Raw genomic sequence first — 26,894 nt, 5'->3', positions numbered from 1 at the left:
CTCTTATTACGCAGGCCTGCGATTCTGCATGGGCTCACGGGTGCCCATCAGGTGATCAAACCAGGGTTTTGTCACGCACCAGTTGGCGTTGGGATTCGGGCCCATGTGATGATCGTAATGCCAGGGCAGATGATCACGAGCCCACTCCGGATCCAGGTGGGATTTCTTGTGCACACGGTAGTAGTTCCAGGCACAATAATACAGAGTCCCCACAAAGAATGGCGCAACCGGCATCAGGGGCGTGACCGCCGCCGCACCGGCAAACAGGGCCGCTACCTCTTTGGTCTGGGCGTTCCAGGTGAGTGGCGGTTGCCGGTAATCCTCATCCAGAAACCCGTTCTTGCGAACGCTGCGGTGGTGGTCGTGCCAGTGAAACGCCCAGAAACTGTTGCGATCCCGCCCCATATCGTGAAGCACGTGCTTGTGAAACACCCACTCAACGGCATTGGCGGTGATCAAACCCAGCGGTATTCCTATCATGGCAGCCTCCCATCTCATTGTTTTCAGGAACCATTGATGGCCATAGTTCTAGGAGACGCGTTTTGACGACCGGATTCCATGACCCCACAGCCGGTGAAAGCCGCTTAAAATTGAACGCAGAGTCATTGACAGCACCCTGATTACGTTTGGTTCACCTAACTTGCTGATTCCAAACACTACTTACATGGGGTCACAAAAGTGCTGTATAAACAATGACACTACTGGCATTTATTAACGTCATGTAGAGCTTTTCCACATAGTACGCACGACGAATTTGGGCTATTGTAATGGCATAACTCATAACGGGTCCGGCCATGCGACGTTCGGCGACTTTCCACTTCCGAAAATCAGTCTCTCGTTTTCCGCTGGCAGGTGCCCTCGCCCTTGCCCTGGTGGGTAATCCGTTGTCTGCCACGGGTGATGACTCAAACACCGCCAGCGCCAAAACCTGGAGCAATCAGGTACGGGATTTCGCCTCTGAATCACTCCGCAATGACGAAGCGTTGAGTGTTGCGGCTGTTCCCCTCAATGGCCCCGGTATCGACCAGTACATCAACGCCGATGCCCTGATGAGTCCCGGCTCCATTATGAAGCTGGTCACAACCTACGCCAGCCTGGAAATTCTCGGGCCGACCCATCACTGGAATACCGACTTCTACACCGACGGTGTCCTGTCGGGCAACACCCTGGACGGGAATTTCTACGTCAAGTTCGGTGGCGACCCGAAGCTTACCATCGAGCGGTTATGGAGCACCCTGCGCGAGCTCCGTGGCATGGGTGTCACCGAAATAGATGGCAACCTTGTACTCGATGGCAGGTACTTCGAAATCGCCGGCGGGCTGCCGGCCTTTGATGACAACGGCAACAACCCCTATGCGCCCTTTCTGGTGGAGCCGTCAGCCTTCCTGACCAACCTGAACCTGCTGCACTTCCAGGTTCGTGCAGACGAACGCGGCACCCAGGCCTGGAGTACGCCGGCGCTCCCGGACGTGGTGATTGATAACCGTGTCACCGCCGTTGCCGAAGGGCCCTGCCCGTCCCGCCGCGGGTTCACCTGGGAGCCGGTGTTCCATGCCGATCAGCGCGTCACCGTGCGGGTCACCGGGGAGCTGCCACAGGGCTGCCGTACCACCGCCTACTTCTCGCTGCTGCCCCATGAGCAATATTCAGCATCTCTGGTACGCTCGCTGCTGTCGGAAATGGGCATCTCGGTGTCGGGTGACAACCTCAGCGGCCAGACGCCCGAGGATGCCCGTTTGATGTTACGCACCACCTCTCCCGATCTGGTCACCATGGTGCGGGATATCAACAAGTGGAGCAGTAACGTCATGGCCCGTCAGTTACTGCTGACCCTGGGCGCCGAACATCGGGCGGAAGGCGAAAATGATGACCGCGCCGCCGGCATCCGCGTGATCTACGACTGGCTGGAGAACAAAGGCGTTAACACCGCCGGCATGGTCATCGATAACGGCGCGGGCCTGACCCGCCACGGTCGCATCACCGCTCGCCAGGGCGCCCAGATTCTGCAGCATGCGTGGAACAGCCCGTTCTCCGCCGACCTGATGGCTTCAATGCCGTTGATCGCGATGGATGGCACCATGGCGCGGCGGCTGCGCAATGTCGGTATGGATGGCCAGGGGCGAATCAAGACTGGCTATCTCGAAAATGTCCGTTCCATTGCCGGCTTCACCCGCGACGCCAGCAACACCACCTGGGCTGTCGTTGGCATTGTCAATACCGACCCGGCATGGAATGGCCAGGCCGTTCTTGATCGCGTTCTGTACTCTCTGCATCACCGTCCGCCGGTCGGCACTACCCTGTCCCGCGCCAAAGGCAACACCAACATTCAATAAGCCCGGCGCAACCGCCGGGTTCCTTTCAATTTTCTTGCCAATCCTTCATGTGCGTTACGAAACCGGGTGCTACGCTTATTCGTAGTGTGCTCCTGTGAAGTAAGTCATCTGAGTCACCCGTCGATTCTGGATCGTAGCTGTACCAGAGGGTGGCTACCGTTCCGGCAGCGCTCAGTCACTGCCCATCACTGGAAGGAGATAGTGCATGAACAAGCATACTTCGAAGGCAGGCACCGCCGGTGTCCTGTGCGCCATGATTGTGCTGGGCGGCTGCGCCAGCTCAGGCGAGCCACCCGAAAGTGAATTGCGGGCTGCTGAAACCTCGGTGCAACAGGCTGTGTCCTCGGACGCCCGGGATTACGAACCGGTGCTGCTTAACCAGGCCCAGAACAAGATCGCAGACGCGGAAGAGCTGATTGAGCGCGAGGAATATCTGGACGCGGAGCGACTTCTGGAACAGGCCGATGTGGATGCCCAACTGTCGGGCGCCCGTGCCAACACTGCCAAGGCAGAACAGGCGGTGGAAGAGATCAACCGGAATATTGATGCACTCCGCCAGCGCATCGAAGACCGCCAGTAAAGGCCGCACCGGATAAAGGAGATTGTTATGAACAAGCGCAACATGACTCTCAGTATGGCTGTGGGCTTTTCTGTCTTCATGGCCGGCTGCGCAAGCACACCGCCGGAGAATGACAAGGTGAGCGAGGCTCGCGGCATCTACGAGGAAATTCGCAACGACCCCAATGTCGCTCGCAGCGGCGACCGCCAGCTCAGGAACGCAAGAGATCATTTGGCCCGCGCCGAGAATCTTCTGGAAGAGGGTGAAGAGACCATTGCGGTGGAACACGCGGCATACCTTGCCAAGCGGCACGGCGAGATTGCCCGTGAGCAGGGCCGTCGCGCACAACTGCAGGAAGAGATTCAATCAGCCGAGGCGCGCCGCAAGGAGCTGGAACTGGAGATGAGTTCCACCGCGGCTGAACAGGCAAGGCGGGAAGCAGAAATGCTTCGTGCCCGCATGGAGGAAATGGAAGCGGAGCAGACAGACCGTGGTATGGTCCTGACCCTCGGGGACGTGCTGTTTGACCTCAACAAGGCCGACCTCAAGCCGGCCGGCGAGCAGACCATTTCGCGCCTGGCAGACTTTATGTCGGAGTATGAAGAGCGTCGCGTTCGCGTAGAAGGCTACACCGACAGCACGGGCGAAGCGTCCTACAACCAGGGACTGTCCGAGCGCAGAGCCGAAGCGGTCCGTGATGCTCTGGTGGACATGGGGATCAGCCGCAACCGGGTGGAAACGTACGGCTACGGCGAAGAATACCCGGTCGCCAGCAACGACACGTCCTCCGGGCGCCAACAGAACCGCCGTGTGGAAATCGTGATTTCCGACGAAAACGGTAACATCGAAGGTCGAATGTAAAGGCTGATCACAGGCTCACGGTTCAGGACCGTGGGCCTGCCCGCCGACACGGTCGAGTCGCCGTGTACTGAGTGCCGTCAGCTTGGCTGCCACTGGCGCGATAAAGGTCACCAGCGGAAAGGCAACGGCCCATGCGACAAGAAAGGCCGCAGCCCAGCGCCCGGCAAAGCCGGCGTCGACACCGGTGTTGATAAAGGTGATGACGGCAGACATCAGCAGTGACATCATGCCAGACATATAAAAGCCGAAGACAAGCTGGCGGATACGGGCAGGTTTAACACGAGGCATGATGGCTCCTGGGAAAGCCTGCGATCACATCTGTTAACGCCGGCATATCGTAAATAAAGAAAGTACGACCTCACATACTAGTGAGCTTGCAATCTTTATTCGATACGACTTTTTACCGACCCAGGCATGCTATGAACTTCCGACACCTGACCCTTCCCAGCGTGCAGCGCATCTTCCAGTGTTCCCTCACAACACGCACTTTACTGGCGCTTCTGGTCGTTATTTTGATCGCCGGCTGCAGCTCCACCAAACTGGCTTACCGCTACGCCGACTGGGGCATCGTCTGGTGGGTGGAAGACTACGTTACCCTCACCGGCGACCAGAAGCAGCAGCTCAACCGCGATATCGAGACCCTGAGGCAATGGCACTGCAGTGCAGAACTGCCCCGCTACCGCGCCTGGCTCGACGAGCTGGAGGCGGATGTCTCCGACGGCCCACCGAGCGAGACCACCGTAACCTACCACCAGAACCAGTTATTCGATTTCTTCCCCAGCCTGCTGGAGCAGGCCACGCCGGTGGCCGTCAACTTGCTTTCGAGCCTGAGCGATGAACAGGTCCGGGAGCTTGCCGCCAATATGCAAGAGAGTCAGCAGGACATGGAGCAGGAGTTTCTTGCCGATTCCCCACAGGCTACCGCCGCAGCTCGGGCGAAACGGACCGCCGAACGGGTGGAACGGTGGCTGGGCGACCTGAATGAAGAACAGCACAACATCGTGCGGGACTGGTCCGCCAGCCGGGGAGCACAAACCGAGATCTGGCTGCAGGGCCGCCGGAACTGGCAACTCGCGCTGCTGGACTTGCTGGAGGATCGGTCTGAACCGACATTTCCACAGCAACTGGAAGTACTGATTCTGAATTCAGAGGAGGTACGGGGCGAGGCCTACCAAACCATGATGCGTGAGAGCCGTGTCGCCATGGCAGACCTGATGCATGAGCTGATCCAGGCCGGCGACCGCACGACCCTTGCTCACCTGCAGGGCCGAGCAGAGGAACTGAACGGCGACTTCGAAATCCTGAGCTGTGCGCCGGAACCCGAAGTCGCCGGAAGCTGACCGGTTAAATGGTCAGATAACCGCCGTCAGCGTTGATGCACGCACCGGTGGTGTAGCTGGATGCGCCGGACGCCAGATACAGCACGGTACCGGCCATTTCACTGGGATCGGCCACCCGCTTCATGGGAATATGGGCCATGGCCTGCTTCTTGATGGCGTCGTTGGTGGTCAGGGCGCTGGCGAATTTGGTGTCGGTCAGGCCGGGCAGCAACGCATTGACACGGATCTTCTGCTGCCCCAACTCCATCGCGAACGACTTGGTCATGGAAATCACGGCGGCCTTGGTCACTGAGTAGATCCCCTGGAAATGGCCCGGGTTAACGCCATTGACCGACGCCACGTTGACGATGGAACCCCCGCCGTTTTTCTTCATCAGTTGCGCGCCACGGGCACACATGAAGAAATAGCCGCGAATGTTGACGTCCACGGTTTTGTGGAAAGCCCCAATATCGGTGTCTTCTACCGGGCCGAAATAGGGGTTAGCGGCAGCGTTATTGACGAGAACGTCCAGCTTGCCATGGGCTTTCTCGATGTGTGCCCAGATCTCTTCAATCTGATCCATCTCACCGATGTGGCAAGCATAGGCTTCGGCACTGCCACCGGCCGCGCGGATACTGCTGGCGACGGCTTCACAGCCGTCAATCTTGCGGCTGCTGCAGATGACGTGGGCGCCGTATGCCGCCAGGGTGCGGGCAATGCTTTCGCCAATGCCGCGGCTGGCACCGGTAATCAGCGCCACTTTGCCGCTCAGGTCAAACAGGTCTTGGTTGCTCATAGTCACCTCAATACGTTATCGGAAGGTCACCAGGGCGGGGTCTTCCGCTTCCAGGTGGCTGTAGTTGTTGAACACCGCCAGATTGCGACGAGGACCGGAGTGCAGAACCCGGGACACGCTGGTATTGGCGATGACGTTGTTCATCTCCAGCGCTTTCTGGTCGCTCAGTTCAAGCAGGTGCTGGGCAATCACCGCGATGGGGCCGCCGGACGTGGAGACCAGCGTATCGCCACCATCGGCGTATTCGATCAGCGCGTCCAGGGCGGCAATCACCCGCGCACGGAACGCCGGCCAGGTTTCGGTGTAATCGCTGTCAAACTCACCGCCGACCCATCGCGCCATGGCTTTCTCGAAGGCCTGCTGGAACGCCCGCGCCGGTTTCGGGAACGCCGCCAGGTCTGAAGCCATGCGCTGGCGGTCCGCCCACTCCGGGCGAAGACGCTCAACCACCTGCATGTGATCGAACTCGTTCAGACCCTCAACAGCCTGCATATCGGGCAGCGCGTCACCGAAACCGCTGGCGATGGCCTCTACCGTTTCCCGGTGGCGCTCCATATTGCCGCCAAACACTGCATTGGGCTGTACCTTGCCTGCCAGCCAGCGGCCCAGCACCCGCCCCTGCTCCCATCCGCGGGGCGAAAGCTGGTCGTAATTCTCCTTACCGAAACTGGCCTGGCCGTGACGAATCAGATAAATCGTCGCCATTAAAGAGAGCTCTCTGTGATCAGACGCTGGCAGCGTTTTTCCAGGTAATTGACGGCGTGACCGAACGCGGCAAAGCGCTTGTCTTTGGTCTGGCCGTGAAAGAAGCGGTAATAGATCTGCTGGACGATCACCGCGAGACGGAACAGGCCGTAGATCTCATAGAAGTCGAAGTTGTCGACCCGGAAGCCGGACTTGTCCATGTAGTACTCCACCACCTCCTTGCGGGTCAGCATGCCTGGCCGGTGGGTGGGTTGGCGCCGCAGCATCTGGAACGGGCCATCGTCGTCCGCCTCGATCCAGTACGCAAGGCTGTTACCCAGATCCATCAGCGGGTCGCCGATGGTGGCCATCTCCCAGTCCAGTACGCCAATCACTTCAAACGGGTTGTCCGGGTTCAGCACCACGTTGTCGAAACGGAAGTCGTTGTGGATGACCACCTGGGCGATGTCTTGCGGCATCTTGTCATTGAGCCAGCTCATCACCGCTTCGAAATCCCCGACATCGTCGGTGCGGGCCTTGCGGAAGCGGTCGCTCCAGCCGCCGATCTGGCGCTGGACATAACCGGCACCCTTGCCCAGCTTGTCGAGGCCTGCCGCGGCGGCGTCCACGGTGTGCAGGTCAACCAGTTTGTCGATCACGTTCAGACAAAGCTTGCGAGTGTCTGCCTCACTGAGCTCGAAATCCTTGGGAAAATCCTGGCGCAGAATAATGCCCTTGAGCCGTTCCATTACGTAGAAATCGCAGCCCAGCACAGCGTGGTCATCACAGATGGCGATGATGTCGGGCACATACGGGTAGACCGGCTTCAGCGCTCGCATCACCTTGGCTTCGCGGAGCATGTCGTGGGCGGACTTGGCGATCTTGCCAAACGGCGGCCGCCGCAGCACAAAGGAACGGTCACCGTAATCCACCTGATAGGTCAGGTTGGAGGCGCCACCGGGGTACTGGCGGATAGCGGGCTCACCCTGCAGATCCGGAATGGCCTGCTTCATGAAGCGGTCAACAACGCTGGCGTCCAGTTCCTCGCCTTCGCGAATGTCCACGGCCTGGTCAATCTGGGTCATTCAGGATTCTCCTGTCAGCTTTTCAATCTCGGTCAGCGGCAGCACGATCAGGCTTTTCCGCCACCCATCTTGTTCATCCAGCGCTTGCTTTCCTGGTGCATCAGCCAGTCAAAGGCCCAGGGCGCGTGGCGTTTAACCATCCACATGCGACGTTCCTTGGCGTGGGGCAGCACCCAGAAATTCTTGTCTTTAACGGCGCGAAAAATATCCTCGGCAACATCTTCAGCCGTGATCGTGGAGCGCTTCATTAGCTTGTTCACGTTCTGCTGAATGCCGGGGATATCTGAGCGCATGCTGCTGGTCAGATTGGTCTGGAAGAATGCCGGGCACACACAGCTCACATGAATCCCGGCGTCCCGCAGCTCCTGGCTCAGGGTCTCAGACAAAGCGATGACGCCAGCCTTGGTCACATTGTAGCTGTCCATCAACGGCGCCAGCATCAGCCCCGCCATCGACGCCACGTTCACAAACGCGCCGGAACCCTGCTGCTTGAACTGGGGCGTGAACGCCTTGCAGCCACGCACCACGCCCAGCACGTTGATATCGAGGATCCATTCCCAGTCCGCCATGGTGGTGTCTTCAATCGACCCCGCCGATGCCACGCCGGCGTTATTCACGACCACATCGACACCGCCCCACTTCTTGACCAGATCATCCCGGACTTTCTCGAAATCGGTCAGCCTGCGGACATCACACTCCACAAAGTAGCCTTCGCCGCCCGCCGCGTTAATCTCTTTCTCAACGCCAACGCCCTGCTCCGGGTTAATGTCGCCGATGCAGACCTTGGCGCCTTCTTTGGCGTAACGCAGTGCGATGGCACGGCCCAGCCCGCTCGCGCCACCCGTGATAAATACTCTTTGTGTCATGGTGATTCCCGTTGTATTGGATGTTTAGTCAGCTTAACTCGGAGGTATACGAGAGTGGGCGGGGCTGGCCTTCTGAAACTGTGCGGAGCCATGGATGGCGAAGCCAAGCGTACATGGACGTATTCACAGCGTGTTTCAGAAGGCCAGCGCCGCCCGCTCTGCCACCGAACTATCAGTTCTTATACTTTCTCAATTCGAGCCTGGCCACCATCGCCCGGTGTACCTCGTCAGGCCCGTCAGCCAGGCGTAACACACGAGCATAGGCGAACAACTGCGTCAGCGGGAAGTCGTCATCACTGACCCCGGCCCCACCGTGAATCTGAATGGCCTGATCCACAATCGTTTGCAGCATGGACGGAATCACCGCCTTGATCATGGAGACTTCCTGAAGCGCCCCCATGATACCCTTGGTATCCAGTGCCCAAGCGCATTTCAGAGTCAGCAGGCGGGCCTGCTCAATAGCCATACGGGCATTGGCGATGATATCCGGATTGCCGCCCAGCTTGGCGATTGGCCGCCCGAAGGCCTCACGAGTAGTGGCCCGCTTGATCAGCAACTCCAGTGTGCGCTCTGCCGCACCGATGGCCCGCATGCAATGGTGCACGCGGCCTGGGCCCAGACGTCCCTGGGCGATCTCAAAACCACGGCCGGGGCCGGCGATGAAGGCGCTCTTCGGCAGGCGCACGTTCTCGAACGCGACAACGCCGTGGCCATAGGGCTCATCGTAGGCACCAAACACCGGCAACATGCGTTCGATGTTCACTCCCGGGGTATCCAGCGGCACCAGCACCATGGAATGGCGGCGGTGCTTGTGGGCATCCGGGTCGGTCAGCCCCATGAAGATCGCGACTTTGCAGTCGGGGTGGCCGATGCCCGTGCTCCACCATTTGCGGCCATTGAGCACGACTTCGTCGCCCTCCACCACCGCGGTGGCTTCCATATTCGTGGCGTCAGACGAGGCCACGGCTGGCTCGGTCATACAGAATGCGGAACGGATCTCGCCGCTTTGCAGGCGCGGCAGCCACTCAGCTTTCTGTTCCTCGGAACCGTAGTGGATCAGTACTTCCATATTGCCGGTGTCCGGCGCGTTGCAGTTGAAGATTTCCGGCGCGATGAAGCTGCGCCCGGTTTCCTCGGCAATCAGGGCGTAGTCGGAGTTGAGCAGGCCACAGCCATTTTTCTCGTCCGGAAAGAACATGTTCCACAAGCCCTGGGCTTTGGCCTTTGCCTTCAGTTCCTTGATCACCGGCAACACAACCCAGCGGTTATCCAGGGCTGCCAGTTCCCGGTGGTACTGTTCCTCAATCGGGAAAATCTCATCCTTCATGAACTGCTTCACGCGGTTGAGATAATCCTGACCTTTCTCGGAAATGTTGAAATCCATAACCCTGCCCTCGTCGTTTTTGCACCGATGCGCGTCACCGGTCATTTGCCATTGACCCAGTCTAGGGGCCACATCACTATTACGCGACTGAATTATTCTTATCGTTTATCATAAGCAGTACTTATTCAAGCAGCGGAGCCTTCGGCATGGCACTGAACCGGCTGGACCTCAATCTCCTGAACGTTTTTGACACCATCTATCGGGAGGGCAGCCTGACACGGGCAGCGCGGGCATTGCACCTGACGCAGCCTGCCGTCAGCCACTCCCTGTCACGCTTGCGGGATCATTTTGACGACCCACTGTTCACTCGTCAGGGCAACCAGATGATTCCCACGCCCCTGGCGCGGCGCTTTCTGGAGTCCATGCGCCCGGGCCTGACGCAGATCCAGAGCGCGGTTAATCAGTTTCACGCCTTCGACCCTGCCAGCCAGCGCAAAACGTACTCTCTCGCGCTACGGGATATCCTGGAATCAACCTTCCTGCCGCAACTGATGCAGCGGCTGGCCGACTATCCGGAACTGGAAATTGTCAGCCAGCGCATACCGAGGCGGGATATGGAAACCCAACTGGCCGCAGGGAAACTGGATTTTGCGGTGGATGTGCTGTTACCCGTGAGTAACCAGACCGCCCACGAACGCCTTCGCAAGGATCGGCTGGTGGTTCTGGCACGAAAGGATCATCCGTTGGCGGAGGAGGCGATGACTATGGAGCGGTACATTGCCGCCCGCCATGTGCTGGTATCGTCACGCGCGGAGGGGCCGGGCATCGAGGATTTTGAGCTGTCCCGGCTGGGTGTTCAGCGTCACATACGCCTGCGCTGCCAGCATTATTACGCGGCCTGCCGCGTAGTCGAGAGCACAGATCTGCTGTTAACCATGCCCGAGACCTATGCGCGCATCATTGCGGAGCGGGCCAACATCCGCATTCTGACTCCACCGGCGGACTTGCCGGATCTGGACGTGCATCTGTACTGGCACAAGGCCTACGAGCGGGAGCCTGCACTGATCTGGTTCCGTGAGCAGCTGAGCCAGATCGCGTAGGCGATGACTCAGTAGGCGCCGACCAGAGCCAGAAACCCGAGGAAACCGGCAGCGGTGATGCCCAGGGACAGGGCCACAATACCAAAGCCCCACCAGATAGCCGCGCCACCGGACACCGTAACATCCTGCCCCTGAAGCGTTCGGTAGAAAGCAAATGGCCCAAGCACGAACGCCCCCACCACCGCGAAGATCATGCCGACACTGATACCGGCGAATGTCCAGGTGGCCAGCACGGTGGCCCGGTCAGACGTCCCCTCATTCACGCCCTGACGCAGCAGAAACTGCTTACAGAAAAACCAGATCAGACCAAACAGGACGATAACAAAGACAAGTCCGCCAACGACGGTGATTACACGATAGAGCAAGATGAGACCTCGATGTCAGTCAATCCGGAAAATAAGGTTCTGGAAGGGCCTCGAATGCCGGGCGGGCAAACAGATACCCCTGAAACAGCGCAATACCCTGAGACCGCAGCCAGGCGTATTCGTTCTCGGTTTCCACACCTTCCGCAATGATTCTACCACCGAGCATGCTCATCATGGTGATGATGCCGGCCACGACAGCCTGTTTATTCGGTTCGTGATCAACGTTACGCACCAGGGCCATATCCAGTTTCAACAGATCCGGGGGACTGGCCATCATGATGTTGTATCGGGAGTAGCCGGCACCGAAGTCGTCAATGGCCGTGCTGAACCCCATCTTCTTGTACGCCGCGATGATGGAGGCGAGATGCTCGACCGAGACCAGTTCCTCGTCCTCGATCACTTCAAATATGATCTTGGAGGTGTCGAAGTTGTAGGTTTCTGCCGCAGCCAGCGTGGTCCTGATGCAATACTCCGCCTGATAGACCGCATTGGGCATGAAATTGATACTGAGCTTCGGCTCCATGCCGAGCTTGGCCGCCAGCTTGACCGCTTTGACGCGGCAGATCTGATCAAACGAATAGCGGTTCTGCTCATTGACCCGCTGCAGTACGCTCAGAGCTCCCTCGCCCTGGCGCCCGCGCACCAGCGCCTCATAGGCAAAGACCGTTCTGGTGGTGACATCCACAATGGGCTGGAAGGCGAACGAGAAGGAGAAGTCCAACCCTTCGCCGTACGCACATTGCTCACAATGGGACTCATCAAACAGGATGGCTGACTGATTCACTGACACTCCTTCATTACCCATAGCCGGGCAAACTGCATTTGGAAACGCTACCCCGTTTTCACTATCGCTGCGCAGCTCGTCCCGGTAAAAGATCGATGACGTAAAGCTCTGGCATCCGCAACCCACATGACTACACTGACACATACAGTGCACGACGATGATCACGCCAACAGGAGTTTTTGAATGGCTCAGAAATCGCGAATCGCAGTCACCCCCGGGGACGGTATCGGCCCGGAAGTGGTCGCCGAGGCAGTGCGCTGCCTGGAAACCCTTCGGGCCAGGCACAACCTCGCCCTGGAGTGGACACGCTTTCCCTGGCCCTCCCACGCCTGGCATGAAGAACATGGCGAGTCCATGCCGGAAGATGCGCTGGACCAGCTCAAGGCGTTCGATGCCATCCTTCTCGGCGCCCTCGGCGATCCGGGGCCGCTGGATGACCCGCAACGCTACCTGCTGCCGGACAGCATCTCGCTTGCACCGCTGCTGGACATGCGCAAGGGTTTTGATCAGTGGGTCTGCGAGCGACCCGCGCGCTTGCTGCCTGGCGCACGGCAGTATCTCGCCGATGAGCGTGCCAAAGACATCGACATGCTGGTCATTCGCGAAAACAGTGAGGGCGAATACGTCAGCCAGGGTGGTCGCCTGCGCAAAGGCACGCCGGACGAAGTCGCAACGCAGATGGAGGTGTTTACCCGCCGCGCCACCGACCGCATTATCCGTTACGGCTTCGAGCAGGCGCGCCAGCGTGCCGGGGAGCGCTCACAGCAGGACCGCCCTCGCCAGTTCCGGACCCTCGACGGCCGCACCTGCAACAGCCAGGTGTGCCTGGTCACCAAGCGCAATGCGCTGCGTTACTGGGGGGACATGTACAGCGAGGCGTTTGAGCAGATCAGTCGGGAATATCCGGACGTGGCCACCCACCACGAACTGGTGGATGCGGCCTGCATGAAGTTTGTGCAAAGCCCCTGGGCTTTTGATGTGGTGGTGGCCAGCAACCTGCAGGGCGACATCCTGACCGACCTGGCGGCAGTGCTGTCCGGGGGGATGGGCGTTGCACCCTCATGCAACCTGAACCCGACCGATCCGGACATGCCCTCGATGTTTGAGCCCACCCACGGCAGCGCGCCGGATATTGCCGGCCAGGGTCTGGCGGATCCCACCGCCATGCTGTTCACCACCGCCCGTATGCTGGACTGGCTGGGCCGCAGGGACCCGGCCGTGGACGCCGCTGGCAAGGCACTGTTTGAAGCGGTGGCCGCCGATCTGGCAGAGAATGCCGGCGCCCAGCGAGGAACCCGTGAGATCGGCGACGCAATCTGCCGTCGCCTGGCCTGACCCACATACCCCCGGGCCAGGTGGCACGGGGACTATTCAGACATCACAAATTCCAGTCGCCCGGGGGCGACCCGCACATCCATCGGTACCATGCCGAACATCCGCTGGGCGAAATCCGTCTCGTCGAGACGGTACACCGGCATGGTCTCCAGCATTTGCGCCACCGCCCGCATCACCGTGTCGGTGACCGGCTTGAGATCACCCTTGAAGAACGGCGAGTCGATGCTGCTATCCAGCAGCTGCAGGCGACGAATGTATACGGCCTTTTCCTTGGCGTCATAGACCGGCGCACCCTCGACTTTCAGGGAAATATCGACCGGGAGCCTGGTCATCAGCGCATTGAGTGCCACCTGCCCGCCAAGGTCGATCACAGCAACGTCACGACCGTCCGGTCCGAGAGTGATATCCGCATTACTGAGACTAAGGCTCAGAGGTGAACCGCTCTGCAACTGATCCCGGTCAAAGGTAGCCACAGCATCCTGAAGGTGCCGTTCCAGCTCACCCTCCGAGATGGAATACGGGGACAATGTGGCACAGCCACTGATCAGGGTGACGGCCAGTATCATCAAGGCCGATAAAACAGAGGACCGCTTGGCGAACATGCACATTTCTCCGGAGTGAACACGAATTCAAGAGGGGTAGACTATGCCATCCCGACGATCGGGAAGGTTAAGGATTTGTCAGGAAGCCCCTAACTGTTTTCCGCACAGGCTTCCACGTGAGGTGTCAGGTCATCGTCCATCCACACCTTCAACAAAATAGGCTGACAGCAGACCTGGCAATCTTCCACGTATTCCTGTTCCGCCTGTACTGAGGGATCGACGCTGATATCCAGCATCTCCCAGCAGTACGGGCATTGAATCAGAACCGAGTCCAGGGCTGACATGTCTACCTCAGAACTGTTGTTTGGCCATCCATGGAATCACCCGGTCAAACGCTGCTTCAAGCTTCTCACAGGTGGTGGAAAAACTGATGCGCACGGCGTTGGTGCAGTGTTCACCGAAGGCATCGCCCGGCACCATGCACACCCCGGTTTCCTTGAGCATGCGCAATGCCAGATCGGAACCGTCGACATGGCGCGGCAGATCCGGGAACGCAAAAAAGGCACCGCCAGGCTTATATCCGGTCAGGTGCGGTGTCTGTTCGATCAGTTCAACCACCTTGTCGCGACGTTCCCGGTAGATGTCGACCATATCTTTGACGCATTGCTGATCACCGGTCAGTGCTGCCACGCCGGCAAACTGCGAGGGCGTATTGGCCACCGAGGTAGTGAACATGTGAAAGCGCCGCAAGGACTTGATGGCGGCCTGACTGGCGATCACCCAGCCGACTCTTAGTCCGGCCATGCTGTAGGTTTTTGAAAAACTGCTGATGCACATGATGTTATCCAGGTCCATCGAGCAGTTGAGGACACTGGCAAAGTCCTCGTCATCAAAAATCAGGTGGTCGTAGACTTCGTCCGCATACACCTGGATGCCACGGTACGCACATTCTTCGAGAATGGTCTCCACCGTGCTGCGGGGGTAAACCGCACCGGTCGGATTGTTGGGGTTGTTCAGAATCAGCGCGAAGGTGCGCGGGCCCATGGCCCGGATCACTTCGTCCGGATCGAGCTGATGGTTATTCTCGGCGTGGGTGGGCACGAACTTGACCTCGCCACCGTTCATCCGGATCAGCGGTGCGTAAAGCAGGAAAGAAGGATCGGTCACGATAAACTGACGGCCCGGCGCCGACGTGGCGGAGATCGCCAGATACATGGCCTCGGTCGCACCGCTGGTGATCAGAATATTGTCGCGGGTCAGCTTGCGGTTATAGCGCTTGCCGTAGTAATCCCGCAGCGCCACCAGCAGCTCCGGCAGCCCGGCGTCCATGGTGTAGCCTGTCTGCCCGGCATGCAGGGCATCAACATAGGCATCTATGACATGCTTGGGTGTCGGCAGGTCTGGCTGACCGATGGAAAGATGAATCACATCCTTCATGGTCGCCGCCATATTCACCATGCGACGAATGCCGGGCACCGGCACGGCTTGCATGGCAGGGTTCCAACTGGCCTTGGAGTTACGGTATTTCACCTTTCTCGGCTTGGACTGGCCAGTGTCGTTGTTGGCGGCTTCTGCCATAAATCTACCTCCTGCGAACAGCGCAAAAAAGAAGCTACTCCTGCAGGTTAGCCAGTATGGAGGGGGCGTACAAGACATAACCTCAGAAAGATTCCACGCCGCCTGACATTGCCTGTTTGCAGCGCTCATATCCCTTTGTCTGACGAACTCAGGTTGACCGCCCGCGCCCCGCAAACCAGACTGTGACAGACAGGGTTACACCGCCAGGCAACCAGCCACCGGCACCCCGATTCCAGGTAACAGGTCCGCGGAGGAAAGATGACTCAACACAGCAAACCGGTCGTAACCGTTCTGACAGCACCGGGGGAACAGGAACCCCCGGGCATGGACGCACTGCGGGCAAGGGCCACGGTACGGTTTGCCTATGACGAACCGACTCTGAAAGACACCCTGCCCGGCACCGATGTGATGATGGTGACCGACTTCCGCACCGAAGCCCTGGAAGCGGCCTGGCCCGCCGCCGACAAGCTGCAATGGATTCACGCCACCAGTGCCGGGGTAGACGCGCTGATGTTCCCGGCCTTGACCAAAGGCCAGGTAACGGTGACCAATGCTCGCGGCATTTTCGACCGCACCATTGCCGAGTACGTGCTCTGCACCATTCTGATGTTCGCCAAGGACTTCCCCCGCTCAATCCGCCTGCAGCTGGACCACAAATGGCAGCACCGGGACACCGAACGGGCGCAGGGCAATCAGGTGCTGGTGGTAGGCGCCGGCTCCATCGGCCGCCAGATCGGCCGCCTGGTCAGCGCCATCGGCATGAAACCCCACGGCATTGCCCGCAAGACCCGCCGTGACGACCCGGACTTTATTGCCGTACACAGCAACGAGGAGTTGTTCGAGCAGCTGGCGCTGGCTGACTACGTGGTCATCGCCGCGCCGTTAACGCCCCAGACCGAAGGGCTGTTTGACCGCAAGGCCTTCAAGGCCATGCGCCCCCACGCCCGTCTCATCAACATTGGCCGCGGCCCCATCGTCAAAACCGATGATCTGATTGAAGCATTGCGCAGTGGCGAGATCGCCGGTGCTGGCCTCGATGTGTTCGAGGAAGAACCCCTGGCCGAAGATCACCCATTGTGGGACATGGACAATGTCATCATGACCGCCCATATGGCCGGCGATTTCATCGGCTGGAAACGTGCCCTCACCGACCAGTTCCTGGAGAACTTTGACCGCTGGCATGGTGGCGAGGAGCTGTTCAATCTGGTGGACAAGGAACTGGGGTATGCCGGGAGCAAGCCGGATTAGCCTCCGGCGTAATCCGACACCCCCTGATTAACGACGATTACTCGCCGCAAACTCTCGCTGCAACGGCAACAAATCAAATACCCGCTCCGGATGATTCGGATCCACCAACTCGGTGGACGACTTGTAAACCCGTGGCGTCGTATGCAGCAGCTTCAGCGCCGTGCCATGGGGCATGGCCATGTAACGTTCGCCATGATTGTCCTCGAGCCACTTACGCACCCTGGGTGCCATGTTATGCCCCATCTTCGGGAAGAAATGGTGCTCCACATGGTGGCTGAAGCGAAAATGCAGGCGATCCAGAAGCGCATTACTGCGCAGGCTCATGGAGTTGTCCAGCGGGTTATTGGTTGCGGTCTGCGGACGCAGGAAATGGTTGGTGAGGATGTACCCCTGCCCCAGCGCATTGGCGACCATGAACGGAATCAACACGGTAAACAACGCCAACGGCCCCGAGATCACCGCCAGTACCGCCCACGCGGCCATACAGTAGAACGTCTGGCGAATCGCTTTGCCGCGGTCCAGCCCCTGAAACTGCTTACGCCGCTTGGCCTGGAACCACAGCACCAGTTGCGCGTGGAACGTGAACGAGTAAGTCAGGAACAGATAGCTGTACCAGGTGCCTGACCCTGGCGCCAGTTTGGTGAACTTCTTCTGTTTGGGATCGGTCTTGTAACGGCGCAGCGTACCAAAGCTGTCAGGATCGGAGTCACCGGTGTTGGTGTTACCGTGATGCACCACGTTGTGCCACTTGCGCCAGAACTCCGGGGGCACAATCATCGGGCCGAAACCCAGCCAGCCGAAGACATTCTGCCAACGTTTGCTCATGCCCAGGGCACCGTGCAGTACCTCGTGCGCCAGCAATGCCTGAGCACCGATGGTGTGCCCCACCAACAAACCCAGCCCCAGATTGGCATACCACGGCAAGCCCGCCAGCAGAATCGCCGCGATGCCTCCCCAGATAATCAACTGCAACGGGAGAAACCAGATCACCCGCCAGGTCTGCGCCTGGAAAGTATCCGCCGGCAGCTCCTTTTTCATTCTGTCCCGCAGCTCACGCTCATCGGGTTGTCCAAACACGGCATTACCCATCGATTCGGGTTTCACAGCAGCGTTCATTCGTCACCTTTCATTCTGAAAATAAAATTGTCCGTTACGCCGTTATTAATTTGAGCGTACATGTGTGAGCCGAATTTACAGAATGAAAGAGCCAATAACAATGGCAGATAGATTAATTTTTAATGACTTCTGAAAAATACGCGTACAGATGTACCGAAATAAATGAAAAACCTTCGCAGAAGTTCAAGGCGTCGGGCGGGTCTGGCCCGACCGGCGCTGACTCCAGCGCACGAGCGCTATTCAAGGGCATAAAAAAAGGGAGCCCGAAGGCTCCCCGTTTCATAATCCCAAACCAGGTCAGCTCAACTGCCAGACAACGACTGATCCGATGGATCGATCTCCATCTGCTGAATCGCGATCACCGCCTGGGTCCGGTTCCGCACCCCGAGCTTCCGGAACACCGCCGTAATGTGCGCCTTAATGGTCGCCTCCGACACATCCAGATCATACGCAATCTGCTTGTTCAGAAGCCCCTCAGCGAGCATACCCAGCACCCGGAACTGCTGCGGCGTCAGCGAGGCCAGCTTCTCGGAGAAATCCGTCATGTCCGAATGCATCCGCTCGATCTTGTCCGCCACCCCTGCTGGCAACCAGACATCCCCCTCCAGGACCGCCTGAATCGCCTCGGTGATGGTCGGCAGCGGCGCCGACTTAGGAATGAAACCCGACGCCCCGTAATCGATCGAACGGCGCATCACCTGCATCTCCTCCGAGCCTGACACAATCACCACCGGCAACCCCGGGTACTGCCCGCGCATGAACACGAGCCCCGAGAAGCCGTGGGCACCCGGCATATTCAGATCCAGCAACACCAGATCCGCATCCGGGTGTGACTCCACCGCCGCCTGCAGCGCCTTGATGCTGTCAACCTCAACCGTTTGCGCATCAGGAACCGCCTGATTGACCGCCTGCTTCAGAGCTGCACGAAACAGCGGGTGATCATCAGCGACGATAATTGTTTGTGCCATTCAACGGATTCCTCACAGATTTCTGGCCTGCTGACAGACCTTATTTGAACGCACGACTGCTGATCAGATCGTCCACCACGCCCGGGTCTGCCAGAGTGGAGGTATCGCCCAGCTGATCGTGCTCGTTAGCGGCAATCTTACGCAAAATGCGGCGCATAATCTTGCCGGAGCGCGTCTTCGGCAATCCCGGCGCCCACTGGATCACATCCGGAGAGGCGATCGGACCGATTTCCTTGCGCACCCACTGAACCAGCTCTTTCTTGAGCTCGTCAGATGGCTCCTGCCCCTGCACCAGAGTGACATAGACATAGATGCCCTGGCCCTTGATCTCGTGGGGGTAGCCAACCACGGCCGCCTCGGCCACTTTCTCGTGGGAAACCAGCGCGCTCTCGACCTCAGCGGTACCAAGGCGGTGGCCGGACACGTTCAGCACGTCGTCCACACGGCCGGTAATCCAGTAGTAGCCATCCTCATCGCGACGGGCACCGTCGCCGGTGAAGTACATACCCTTGTAGGCGCTGAAGTAGGTTTGCTTGAAGCGTTCGTGGTCGCCATAAATGGTACGCATCTGGCCCGGCCAGCTGTCAAGAATCACGAGATTACCCTCGGTCTTGCCCTCCAGGATCTCACCATTGCTGTCTACCAGTGCCGGCTTCACACCAAAGAAGGGCACGGTCGCCGAGCCCGGCTTGAGGTCAATGGCGCCGGGCAAGGGCGAAATCAGGATGCCGCCGGTCTCGGTCTGCCACCAGGTATCCACGATCGGGCACTGGCTGTTACCGATCACCCGGTGATACCACTCCCAGGCTTCCGGGTTGATCGGCTCACCCACCGAGCCCAGCAGGCGCAGGCTGTTGCGGTTGGTGCCGTTCATGCAGGACTCGCCTTCGGCCATCAGCGCCCGGATCGCGGTCGGCGCGGTGTACAGGATATTGACCTTGTGCTTGTCCACCACCTGACCCATACGGGAGCTGTCCGGGTAATTAGGCACGCCCTCGAACAACACGGTAACGGCACCGTTAGCCAGCGGGCCATACAGGATGTAGCTGTGGCCGGTCACCCAACCGAAGTCCGCCGTGCACCAGTAAACATCGCCATCATGGTAGTCAAACACGTACTGGTGGGTCATGGAGGCATACACCATGTAGCCACCAGTGGTGTGCAGGACACCCTTGGGCGCGCCAGTCGACCCCGAGGTGTACAGCATGAACAGCGGATCTTCCGCGTTCATGGGCTCTGGCTTGCAGTCCGCCGATGCGGTCTTCATCAGGTCTTCGTAACGCTCGTCACGGCTGTCGTTCCAGGGCACATCGCCACCGGTACGGCTGACCACGACCACTTTCTCGACCTTGGCGGCGTCGTCATTCTTCAGGGCAGCATCAACGTTTTTCTTGAGCGGGATCTTGCGACCACCCCGAACCCCTTCATCGGCGGTCACCACAAAGCGGGATTTGCCGTTGGCAATACGGGCACCCAGCGCCTCTGGCGAGAAGCCACCGAACACCACCGAGTGAATCGCGCCGATACGAGCACAGGCCAGCATCGCCACAGCGGTTTCCACAATCATCGGCATGTAGATGGTGACCACATCGCCTTTCTTGACGCCCAGGCCTTTCAGGGCGTTGGCGAACTTACTGGTTTCTTCGTGCAACTCGCGATAGCTGACATGACGGGAATCAGCAGGGTCGTCACCTTCAAAAATGATCGCGGTCTGGTCACCACGGGCGTCAAGGTGGCGGTCAAGGCAGTTGGCGGAGGCGTTCAGCTCGCCATCCTCGAACCACTTGATCGAGAGATTGTCGTAATCGTACGTGGTGTTCTTCACCTTGCTGAACGGCTTGATCCACTCCAGCCGCTTACCGTGCTCGGCCCAGAACGCGTCGGGATCTTCAATGGATTGCCGATACATCTGCTCGTATTGGTCACGGTTCAGCAGCGCGTGCTTGGCAACGTCCGGACTCACCGGATAGACCTGTTTCTCAGTCATTGTGCTCCCCCTATGGTTTAGAGTATTTTGTCATTGTGATTTTGCTGGTAGTTCAACATGTGTGCCACCACACAATGAATTAGACTAACGTCCTAATGAGACTGAACTTTTCTACGAGACAGCCACTAAAGCCACACAAAAACAACGGCTAATCACGTTGTGTGGGAGTCTGAACATAGGATAGCTGCGGCAACACGAACCGCAAGGCGGGGCACCCGGGAGGAGCAGAAAGGCAAGAGAGAGCCGCGAGCCCGGCTTACAGACCGGGCCCGCGGACCGGATCAGGCGGCTTTTTGGCGAGTTTTGGCGGAACGCAGGCTGGAGAGCTTGCGTTCCGTAAGCGCGTACTGATTCAACCCTGCCAGGTGGATCTTGCGCAGATAAACGGCCCAGTCGATCTGCCGTGCGTCCACGGGAAACAACATCCGGTCCAGCTCGCCCATGCGAGACGCCAGCGCCTGCAGCGCATCGTTACGGAAGATGTAATCCGGAGCGGTATAGAACCCGAAAATGGTGGCCAGGGAGCGGCTGGTATCCAGATTCCGCAGCATTTTCAGCTCACGGTTCTGACCCAGCAACTTCATCACCTGCCCGGTCACACTCAGTGGTATCCGCATTCCGCCGACCACCACATCAAACAGCTTGCGGTTAACGGCGATGAACGGCTTAGTGGGCCGACGATAGAAGAGTTGATCATAGGCGGCATGATTAGACCGGGATTCGGCCATCAGGTGATCGATGAATTCGCCCAGGGTGATCGGATTGCTGCTTCCGCTGCAGCACTGGTAGATGCGCCGCTGCGCCGTCTCGGCAAGCGCTTCCGCCAGCGAGAGGATAATGGCGTTGGCCACCATATCCACCGGAATAACGTCAATCACGCCGCTGCGCTTGCCCGGGAACAGAGTGACCTTCTCGCGGGCGTAGGCCAGAATGATGGCGTCGGCCACCTTCACACCTTCAATCCAGCCCGGCGCCGGTTCCTCCAGTGCACTTTCAATAATCGACGGCCGGACAATGGTCAGCGCGCGCTCATCCAGAGCCTTCATCAGCAGCTGCTCACCCAGCCATTTGGTGAAGGTGTAGGTATCACTCCAGCCGTAGCGGTTGGCTTCCTGAATGCCCAGATCCACCAGCTTCTTTTCCAGTACCTTGCCCGAATAACGGGAGCGGACGTCGGCAATCTTGTCGTCCAGCAGACGCACCAGCTCCTCGATCTCGTAATAGCCGGCATTGCTGCGGGGGATGTCCTCACCCGCTGGCTTGATGGTCGACTCGGTGACCTGTCCGGAATTCTTGCCATTCACATAACACGTGGACACCTGGATAACCGCCATTTTCCGGTTCAGCCGGGCCAGCTGTACCACGTTATTCAGACACAGGGTATTAATGGTCAGGGCCTTGTCCAGTTCCTCCCGGAAATTCACACTGGCGGCAGAATTGATGAACGCATCCACCCGGTTAGCGAGCGCGGTAAAGCGCTCTGCCGGCAATCCGAAACGGGGTTGGGTCACCTCACCGGTGATGCAATGCACCCGCTCCTCGAGAAAGGTTTCGAACGCATCGTTGTCTTCCTTGCGAAGGTGCTCGAACACCGAGGAGGTAGCGATCTCGTGGACAAAACGATCGCGGGCGTTAGGGTGGCGCTTGTTGCCCCGGATCAGCAGGTGAATGCCGCCGATATCCGGTACTGCGCGAATGAGTTTCTCCAACACCACCTTACCAAGAAAGCCGGTGGTACCGGTCACCAGAACGTGTTTGCCACGCAGCTGCTCAAGAACGGTGGATGATGATGCTGAAGTTTGATGCTGATCTGCCATGCCGGGAACTCCTTCTCTTAACAATCTATGGCCACGAATGCTCTTGTCCGGCCCCGAGCCACCTGGTATCTCTCCATCAGAGACACTGGTTAATGCACTGCATTAAGCGGGCCATCATTCGAAATAATGAGGTTAATATTTGCACGACTTCCATGACGATGCGGTGACACAGAGCAAAGTTACGCTACATAAAGAGTAAATAAAATGACGAAAAAATAAGGATCATTCCGGCCGGAATGGGAAGAGAATGGAACGAGGAATGCAGAAGATTTGACGTCAGGAGTCGTCGGCGTCCGAACCTGACAGCGCCCCCGACAACTGCTCCACAAAAACATCAGGGAGCGGCGCGAGTGATGCACGGCGCGCGCCCCATCAGTGCACATTTCCGATTGAGCGCCTCATAACGTAGCAGCGATGTATCACCGTTGCTGCCAGTAACATGCCAGTCCCAGCACGCAGGCTGACGTGATTGAAAAACCTGGCCACCTGACCGCCAAAGTCGCACCTTCTTGCGCCCGACCTTACCCGATAATCCGATTACCCTTTTCTGACGATACATTGTCGGACAATCTGATTATAAATGTTGACTTGGTTTGCAAAGTATTTCTTTGCGTTACTTTGTGTATCCGGAAATGCGCGGTGCTGCACATATTTGCCCAAACGCCTTCACTAGAGTGAGTTCACGAACAGAGTGAAAGCACGCAGGCGTTGTCACCGGAAAGCCGACAGGCAGTCGAGCCAACAATCACAACAACGGTGACAGCAAACCACAGGATCTGAACAGGCAGCAGTCACCATGCGCGACAAGTACAAATACATCGGCCCGGTTTACGACTTCCTCAGCAACCTCTACAGCGGCAAGAACATTCACCGCTGCAAAACCGCCATGCTCGACGTGGAAACCATTCGCCCGGGCGCCCGCATTCTTTTTGCCGGCGTGGGTCATGGCCGCGATGCCATCCGTGCCGCGGAACTGGGCGCCGACGTCACCGTGGTTGATCTGTCGGAAACCATGTTGCGCAAGTTTGGTGGGGCGCAGGAGAAAGAGGCGCCGCACCTGACCATTCGTCGCATCCACAGCGACATCATGAAAGTGGATGAGTTCGAGCAATACGACATGGTGGTGGCCAACTTCTTCCTCAATGTCTTTGACGAAACCATGATGGTACGGGTACTGGAGCACCTCATCCGTCTCGGCAAAGCCGACGCCAAAGTGGTCGTGGGCGACTTCTGCTACCCCACCGGCAACCTGATCGCCCGGCTGTTCAAGAAAATGTACTGGTACATGGCGGTCTTCATCTTCTGGCTGTTTGCCAACAACGCATTCCACAAGATCTACAACTACCCCGAGCACATGCAGCGTCTGGGGCTTCAGGTCACCGAGAAGAAGCACTTCAAGCTTCTGAATATGAACTGCTACTGGTCAATCCTTGGGCAGAAGCAGGCATAACCGGCACCCGCAAACCATGCTCTGAACAAAAACACATCGGGGAGCATCACCATGTCAGACCAGATTCTTCCACTGGACGGAATCCGCGCGCTCGATGCAGGCGCTCTCAGCTTTGCTGAGCGTGTCGGCTATCTGAAACAGTACGGCGTGCACTCGCAGTCTTTCTCCACTCTTCAGCCTGGTATGAAGTACTTTGATGTGCCGGGCATCGGTTATGTTGCCTACATGCGCAAGTGGGGGGGCACCTTCGTGCTGTCGGACCCGGTCTGCGCCCCGGAAAATTTTGCGGTGATCCTGGAACAGTTCCATACCCGTTTTCCGAACGCCTGTTATATCCAGGTGTCCAAGGCCGTGGTGGATTTCCTTCATCTGCGCTTTGGTCTGTTCGGTACCCAGTTTGGCAGCGAGTCACGGATCCGTCTGCAGGACTGGTCAGTGAGCGGCAAGAAAAAGCAGATTCTGCGCACCGCCCTGAACCAGGCCGAGAAGAACGGCATCAGTGTCAAGGAACGGTTCAGCGATGATCACACTCGGGAGATCTCCGACGCGTGGATTCGCACCCGGAAGTGCAAGAGCAAGGAAATTCGCTTTCTGATTCGCCCGATGGAAATGGACTACCGTGAAAACGAGCGCCACTTTTATGCTTACCAGGGTGGCAGAGCCGTGGGCTTTATCTATTTTGATCCGATCTACCGCAACAACGAGATCATCAGTTATGTGCCCAACATTTCACGGGCCAACGCGGATTTCCGGCAGGGCATTTTCTACACGCTGATGGCACACGCCATGGACGTGTTCAAGGCAGAGGGCGTGCCCTATCTGGATCTGGGACTGATTCCCCTGTCACTGGACCCGGCCACCGAGCATCAGGAAAGCCGGCCGCTCAAACGTCTTCTCCATGGCCTCTACGAAAAAGGGAACTCCCTATACAATTTCAAAGGACTGGAATTCACCAAGTCGCGCTTTCGCGGTGACAACTTCAAGACCTACTGCTGCCACCGCAGGACCATCCCTGCGCTGGAGTTCCTCGCCATGTTCAGACTGACCCGGTTGCTGTAATACCCTGCGCGCCGGGCCATGGGCCACAAACCTCCGCCGGGGCCAGCCCCATATTGGTCATATACGCCGTCAACCCGCTGGGCACGGGCCCGGAAAACAGCACCGCCCTGACTGGCGGCCCGGCACCGGGCGATGACGACACCAGAGCTCCCTGTTGCTCCAGCAGCCATTCCGAACGACGGGCAATAGCGTCGCCCGAATCCACCCAGAAACGCACATCGGGCAGGCAGGCCTCAAGCTGTGGGCGAATCAACGGATAATGGGTGCATCCCAGCACCACCGTATCCACCCCGCTGTCCCGGAACGGCTGCAATGCGTCACTTAATGCCGGCTGCGAAATTGCCTTGCCGGTTACCGCACCTTCAATCCAGTGAACCAGAGATGGGTGACCGATGCGCTCGACCCGGCAGTCACTGGCGAATTCCCGGATCAGACCATCCAGGTAAGGCCGGCGTGCGGTCGCCGGTGTGGCCAGCACGCCAATGCGGCGATTAAGGCTGCACGCCGCGGCCGGTTTCACCGCGGGCACCACGCCCACCACCGGAATCCGGGTCATGGCCCGCAGCTCGGGCAGCACAACGGTACTGGCGGTGTTGCAGGCAACCACGATCAGATCACAGGGAAAAGCCTGTAACGCCGCAGCGATCAGTGTTCGGCAACGCCCGATAACCGTCGGCTCTGGCTGATCACCATAGGGGAAGCCAGCGTTGTCCGCCACGTACACCAGCTCCACCGAAGGAAGCCGCTGACGGATACAGGCGGCCACACTCAGCCCGCCGATACCGGAATCAAAAACCAGAATGCGCGGCATGATCAGCGGCCCCGGCCCGGCAGTTTCATTGGCCGGGCTCCTGCAATGCCTCGACCATGTCGCGTATCAGGCGTCCGGCAATGGTAGTCACCGGTGGCACGGGCGGCATGTCACTCGGCAGGAACCAGTCAGCATGGGCCAGTTCGTCCTCCTGTAAGACCAGTTCCCCGCCACAGTAATCCGCAAAAAAGCCCATCATCAACTGATGCGGGAAGGGCCAGGGCTGAGACGTACTGTAGCGAATGTTGTTCACGTCCAGGCCGGTTTCTTCCTTCACTTCCCGCACCACGGCCTGCTCAAGCGTCTCGCCTGGTTCCACAAAGCCGGCAATCAGACTGTAAAAATGCCGCTTTACCCGGGACGATCGGGCCAAAAGCATGCGATCGTCCCGTCGAATCATCACGATGACGCAAGGCGCCACACGGGGATACCAGGGAATGCCGCAAGGCTCACACCAGCGGGCTCGCTCCAGCGCATGCAGGCCGGTAACACCACCACAACGGCCGCAGTAGCGGTGATCCCGCCACCACTGCCAGACCTGGAAGGCGGTGCTCAGCATTTCGGTGGGTGCGCCCGGCATGCCGAGGATGGCGTCTCGCAGCGGGACCTCTTCCTGGTCGCCCTCGAAACCGGAATCCGCCTCTACCACAAAGCACGGCTGGCCTCCCCACTGCCCCAGGTTAACCGGCTCCACAGCCCCGGAGACCAACGGCCGCACCTGCTGCCACGGGCTCAACCAGTCGCCGTTGATCCGCAACACAGCGCTACCCCGGATGGCGAGCACCGGGCTATCCGGCTCCGGAGCACGGGTGGACCAGCCGGGTATCCAGGTTGTCATAGAGCGTATCCTGCAGCAGTGGGTGGAGAGGCCCCGGGTTCGGGACGATGCTTATCGCCGAAAATGTAT

The 26,894-nt window shown here is 58.7% G+C and carries 27 protein-coding genes; 9 read left to right on the top strand and 18 right to left on the bottom strand.

Features of this window, described 5'->3' with window-relative positions:
- Positions 1-6: 6 nt before the first annotated feature.
- Positions 7-480: a sterol desaturase family protein gene (locus MLC70_RS07030; RefSeq protein ID WP_248182538.1), complete on the bottom strand. Its 474-nt coding sequence runs from the start codon at positions 478-480 to the stop codon at positions 7-9.
- Between the two features lie 314 nt (positions 481-794).
- On the opposite strand from MLC70_RS07030, the gene dacB reads away from it, so the two are divergent.
- The 3 genes from dacB to yfiB all read left to right on the top strand — a co-directional run bounded on the left by dacB (position 795) and on the right by yfiB (position 3,753).
- Complete coding sequence (gene dacB, locus MLC70_RS07025) at positions 795-2,333, top strand: D-alanyl-D-alanine carboxypeptidase/D-alanyl-D-alanine endopeptidase (RefSeq protein WP_248182535.1); 1,539 nt, start codon at positions 795-797, stop codon at positions 2,331-2,333.
- A gap of 205 nt (positions 2,334-2,538) precedes the next feature.
- Positions 2,539-2,913 carry a DUF4398 domain-containing protein gene (locus tag MLC70_RS07020; RefSeq protein WP_248182533.1) on the top strand — a complete coding sequence of 125 codons (375 nt, stop codon included), beginning with the start codon at positions 2,539-2,541 and terminating at the stop codon, positions 2,911-2,913.
- Positions 2,914-2,940: 27 nt separating this feature from the next.
- Positions 2,941-3,753 carry an outer membrane lipoprotein YfiB gene (gene yfiB, locus MLC70_RS07015; RefSeq protein WP_248182532.1) on the top strand — a complete coding sequence of 271 codons (813 nt, stop codon included), beginning with the start codon at positions 2,941-2,943 and terminating at the stop codon, positions 3,751-3,753.
- 15 nt (positions 3,754-3,768) lie between these two features.
- Here yfiB and MLC70_RS07010 read toward each other — a convergent pair whose 3' ends face one another.
- Entirely contained in the window at positions 3,769-4,041 is a 273-nt protein-coding gene (locus MLC70_RS07010) for a DUF2798 domain-containing protein (protein WP_248182531.1), read from the bottom strand.
- Positions 4,042-4,172: 131 nt separating this feature from the next.
- Between MLC70_RS07010 and MLC70_RS07005 the strand changes: the two genes are divergently transcribed.
- Positions 4,173-5,093: a DUF6279 family lipoprotein gene (locus tag MLC70_RS07005; protein WP_248182530.1), complete on the top strand. Its 921-nt coding sequence runs from the start codon at positions 4,173-4,175 to the stop codon at positions 5,091-5,093.
- 4 nt (positions 5,094-5,097) lie between these two features.
- Here the strand turns inward: MLC70_RS07005 and MLC70_RS07000 are convergent, their stop codons facing one another.
- The 5 genes from MLC70_RS07000 to MLC70_RS06980 all read right to left on the bottom strand — a co-directional run bounded on the left by MLC70_RS07000 (position 5,098) and on the right by MLC70_RS06980 (position 9,887).
- Positions 5,098-5,868: an SDR family oxidoreductase gene (locus MLC70_RS07000; RefSeq protein WP_248182529.1), complete on the bottom strand. Its 771-nt coding sequence runs from the start codon at positions 5,866-5,868 to the stop codon at positions 5,098-5,100.
- Between the two features lie 15 nt (positions 5,869-5,883).
- A complete protein-coding gene (locus tag MLC70_RS06995; protein WP_248182528.1) occupies positions 5,884-6,573 on the bottom strand; it encodes a histidine phosphatase family protein in 690 nt (229 codons plus the stop codon).
- Complete coding sequence (locus tag MLC70_RS06990; RefSeq protein WP_248182527.1) at positions 6,573-7,637, bottom strand: phosphotransferase family protein; 1,065 nt, start codon at positions 7,635-7,637, stop codon at positions 6,573-6,575. The genes MLC70_RS06995 and MLC70_RS06990 overlap by 1 nt, the downstream gene beginning before the upstream one ends.
- Before the next feature lie 47 nt (positions 7,638-7,684).
- Complete coding sequence (locus MLC70_RS06985) at positions 7,685-8,503, bottom strand: SDR family oxidoreductase (protein WP_248182526.1); 819 nt, start codon at positions 8,501-8,503, stop codon at positions 7,685-7,687.
- Positions 8,504-8,675: 172 nt separating this feature from the next.
- Positions 8,676-9,887, bottom strand: a complete 1,212-nt coding sequence (locus MLC70_RS06980; RefSeq protein ID WP_248182524.1) for an acyl-CoA dehydrogenase family protein — start codon at positions 9,885-9,887, stop codon at positions 8,676-8,678.
- Positions 9,888-10,033: 146 nt separating this feature from the next.
- Between MLC70_RS06980 and MLC70_RS06975 the strand changes: the two genes are divergently transcribed.
- On the top strand, positions 10,034-10,927 hold the full coding sequence (locus MLC70_RS06975; RefSeq protein WP_248182522.1) for a LysR family transcriptional regulator: 894 nt from the start codon (positions 10,034-10,036) through the stop codon (positions 10,925-10,927).
- Between the two features lie 8 nt (positions 10,928-10,935).
- On the opposite strand, the gene MLC70_RS06970 is transcribed toward MLC70_RS06975, so the two are convergent.
- The gene (locus MLC70_RS06970; protein ID WP_248182519.1) at positions 10,936-11,292 is read right to left on the bottom strand and encodes a hypothetical protein; all 357 of its coding nucleotides are present in this window, start codon (positions 11,290-11,292) and stop codon (positions 10,936-10,938) included.
- Between the two features lie 19 nt (positions 11,293-11,311).
- On the bottom strand, positions 11,312-12,076 hold the full coding sequence (locus MLC70_RS06965; RefSeq protein WP_248182517.1) for an EAL domain-containing protein: 765 nt from the start codon (positions 12,074-12,076) through the stop codon (positions 11,312-11,314).
- Positions 12,077-12,259: 183 nt separating this feature from the next.
- Here MLC70_RS06965 and MLC70_RS06960 point away from each other — a divergent pair, with 183 nt between their 5' ends.
- Positions 12,260-13,411, top strand: coding sequence for an isocitrate/isopropylmalate dehydrogenase family protein (locus MLC70_RS06960; RefSeq protein ID WP_248182515.1), 1,152 nt, complete (start codon positions 12,260-12,262; stop codon positions 13,409-13,411).
- Positions 13,412-13,443: 32 nt separating this feature from the next.
- Here the strand turns inward: MLC70_RS06960 and MLC70_RS06955 are convergent, their stop codons facing one another.
- From MLC70_RS06955 to MLC70_RS06945, 3 genes are all read right to left on the bottom strand, one after another.
- The gene (locus MLC70_RS06955; protein WP_248182513.1) at positions 13,444-14,013 is read right to left on the bottom strand and encodes a YceB family lipoprotein; all 570 of its coding nucleotides are present in this window, start codon (positions 14,011-14,013) and stop codon (positions 13,444-13,446) included.
- 89 nt (positions 14,014-14,102) lie between these two features.
- Entirely contained in the window at positions 14,103-14,297 is a 195-nt protein-coding gene (locus tag MLC70_RS06950) for a CPXCG motif-containing cysteine-rich protein (RefSeq protein WP_248182512.1), read from the bottom strand.
- 7 nt (positions 14,298-14,304) lie between these two features.
- On the bottom strand, positions 14,305-15,531 hold the full coding sequence (locus MLC70_RS06945) for a pyridoxal phosphate-dependent aminotransferase (RefSeq protein WP_248182510.1): 1,227 nt from the start codon (positions 15,529-15,531) through the stop codon (positions 14,305-14,307).
- Between the two features lie 258 nt (positions 15,532-15,789).
- Here MLC70_RS06945 and MLC70_RS06940 point away from each other — a divergent pair, with 258 nt between their 5' ends.
- Complete coding sequence (locus MLC70_RS06940; protein WP_248182509.1) at positions 15,790-16,779, top strand: D-2-hydroxyacid dehydrogenase; 990 nt, start codon at positions 15,790-15,792, stop codon at positions 16,777-16,779.
- Positions 16,780-16,806: 27 nt separating this feature from the next.
- On the opposite strand, the gene MLC70_RS06935 is transcribed toward MLC70_RS06940, so the two are convergent.
- From MLC70_RS06935 to MLC70_RS06920, 4 genes are all read right to left on the bottom strand, one after another.
- On the bottom strand, positions 16,807-17,895 hold the full coding sequence (locus tag MLC70_RS06935; RefSeq protein ID WP_248182508.1) for a fatty acid desaturase family protein: 1,089 nt from the start codon (positions 17,893-17,895) through the stop codon (positions 16,807-16,809).
- A 302-nt stretch (positions 17,896-18,197) separates the two neighbouring features.
- Positions 18,198-18,863: a response regulator transcription factor gene (locus tag MLC70_RS06930; RefSeq protein WP_248182507.1), complete on the bottom strand. Its 666-nt coding sequence runs from the start codon at positions 18,861-18,863 to the stop codon at positions 18,198-18,200.
- Between the two features lie 40 nt (positions 18,864-18,903).
- Positions 18,904-20,850 carry an acetate--CoA ligase gene (gene acs, locus MLC70_RS06925; protein ID WP_248182506.1) on the bottom strand — a complete coding sequence of 649 codons (1,947 nt, stop codon included), beginning with the start codon at positions 20,848-20,850 and terminating at the stop codon, positions 18,904-18,906.
- Positions 20,851-21,131: 281 nt separating this feature from the next.
- Positions 21,132-22,667, bottom strand: coding sequence for a fatty acyl-CoA reductase (locus MLC70_RS06920; protein WP_248182505.1), 1,536 nt, complete (start codon positions 22,665-22,667; stop codon positions 21,132-21,134).
- A gap of 796 nt (positions 22,668-23,463) precedes the next feature.
- Here MLC70_RS06920 and MLC70_RS06915 point away from each other — a divergent pair.
- Both MLC70_RS06915 and MLC70_RS06910 read left to right on the top strand, forming a co-directional pair.
- Positions 23,464-24,117 (top strand): class I SAM-dependent methyltransferase, encoded by a 654-nt coding sequence (locus MLC70_RS06915; RefSeq protein ID WP_248182504.1) that lies wholly within the window; start codon positions 23,464-23,466, stop codon positions 24,115-24,117.
- Between the two features lie 51 nt (positions 24,118-24,168).
- Positions 24,169-25,176 (top strand): DUF2156 domain-containing protein, encoded by a 1,008-nt coding sequence (locus tag MLC70_RS06910; RefSeq protein ID WP_248182502.1) that lies wholly within the window; start codon positions 24,169-24,171, stop codon positions 25,174-25,176.
- On the opposite strand, the gene murI is transcribed toward MLC70_RS06910, so the two are convergent.
- Together murI and nudC are read right to left on the bottom strand one after the other, a co-directional pair.
- Positions 25,154-25,987, bottom strand: coding sequence for a glutamate racemase (gene murI, locus MLC70_RS06905; RefSeq protein ID WP_248182501.1), 834 nt, complete (start codon positions 25,985-25,987; stop codon positions 25,154-25,156). The two genes, MLC70_RS06910 and murI, sit on opposite strands and share 23 nt — an antisense overlap.
- Positions 25,988-26,012: 25 nt before the next feature.
- Positions 26,013-26,825: an NAD(+) diphosphatase gene (gene nudC, locus MLC70_RS06900; RefSeq protein ID WP_248182499.1), complete on the bottom strand. Its 813-nt coding sequence runs from the start codon at positions 26,823-26,825 to the stop codon at positions 26,013-26,015.
- Positions 26,826-26,894: the final 69 nt, after the last annotated feature.

Origin of the sequence: Marinobacter goseongensis (genome assembly GCF_023156235.1) — a bacterium.
Taxonomy (GTDB): domain Bacteria; phylum Pseudomonadota; class Gammaproteobacteria; order Pseudomonadales; family Oleiphilaceae; genus Marinobacter; species Marinobacter goseongensis.
The sequence above is the reverse complement of the archived record's forward strand: the minus strand, read 5'-3'. Positions and strand labels throughout refer to the sequence as shown.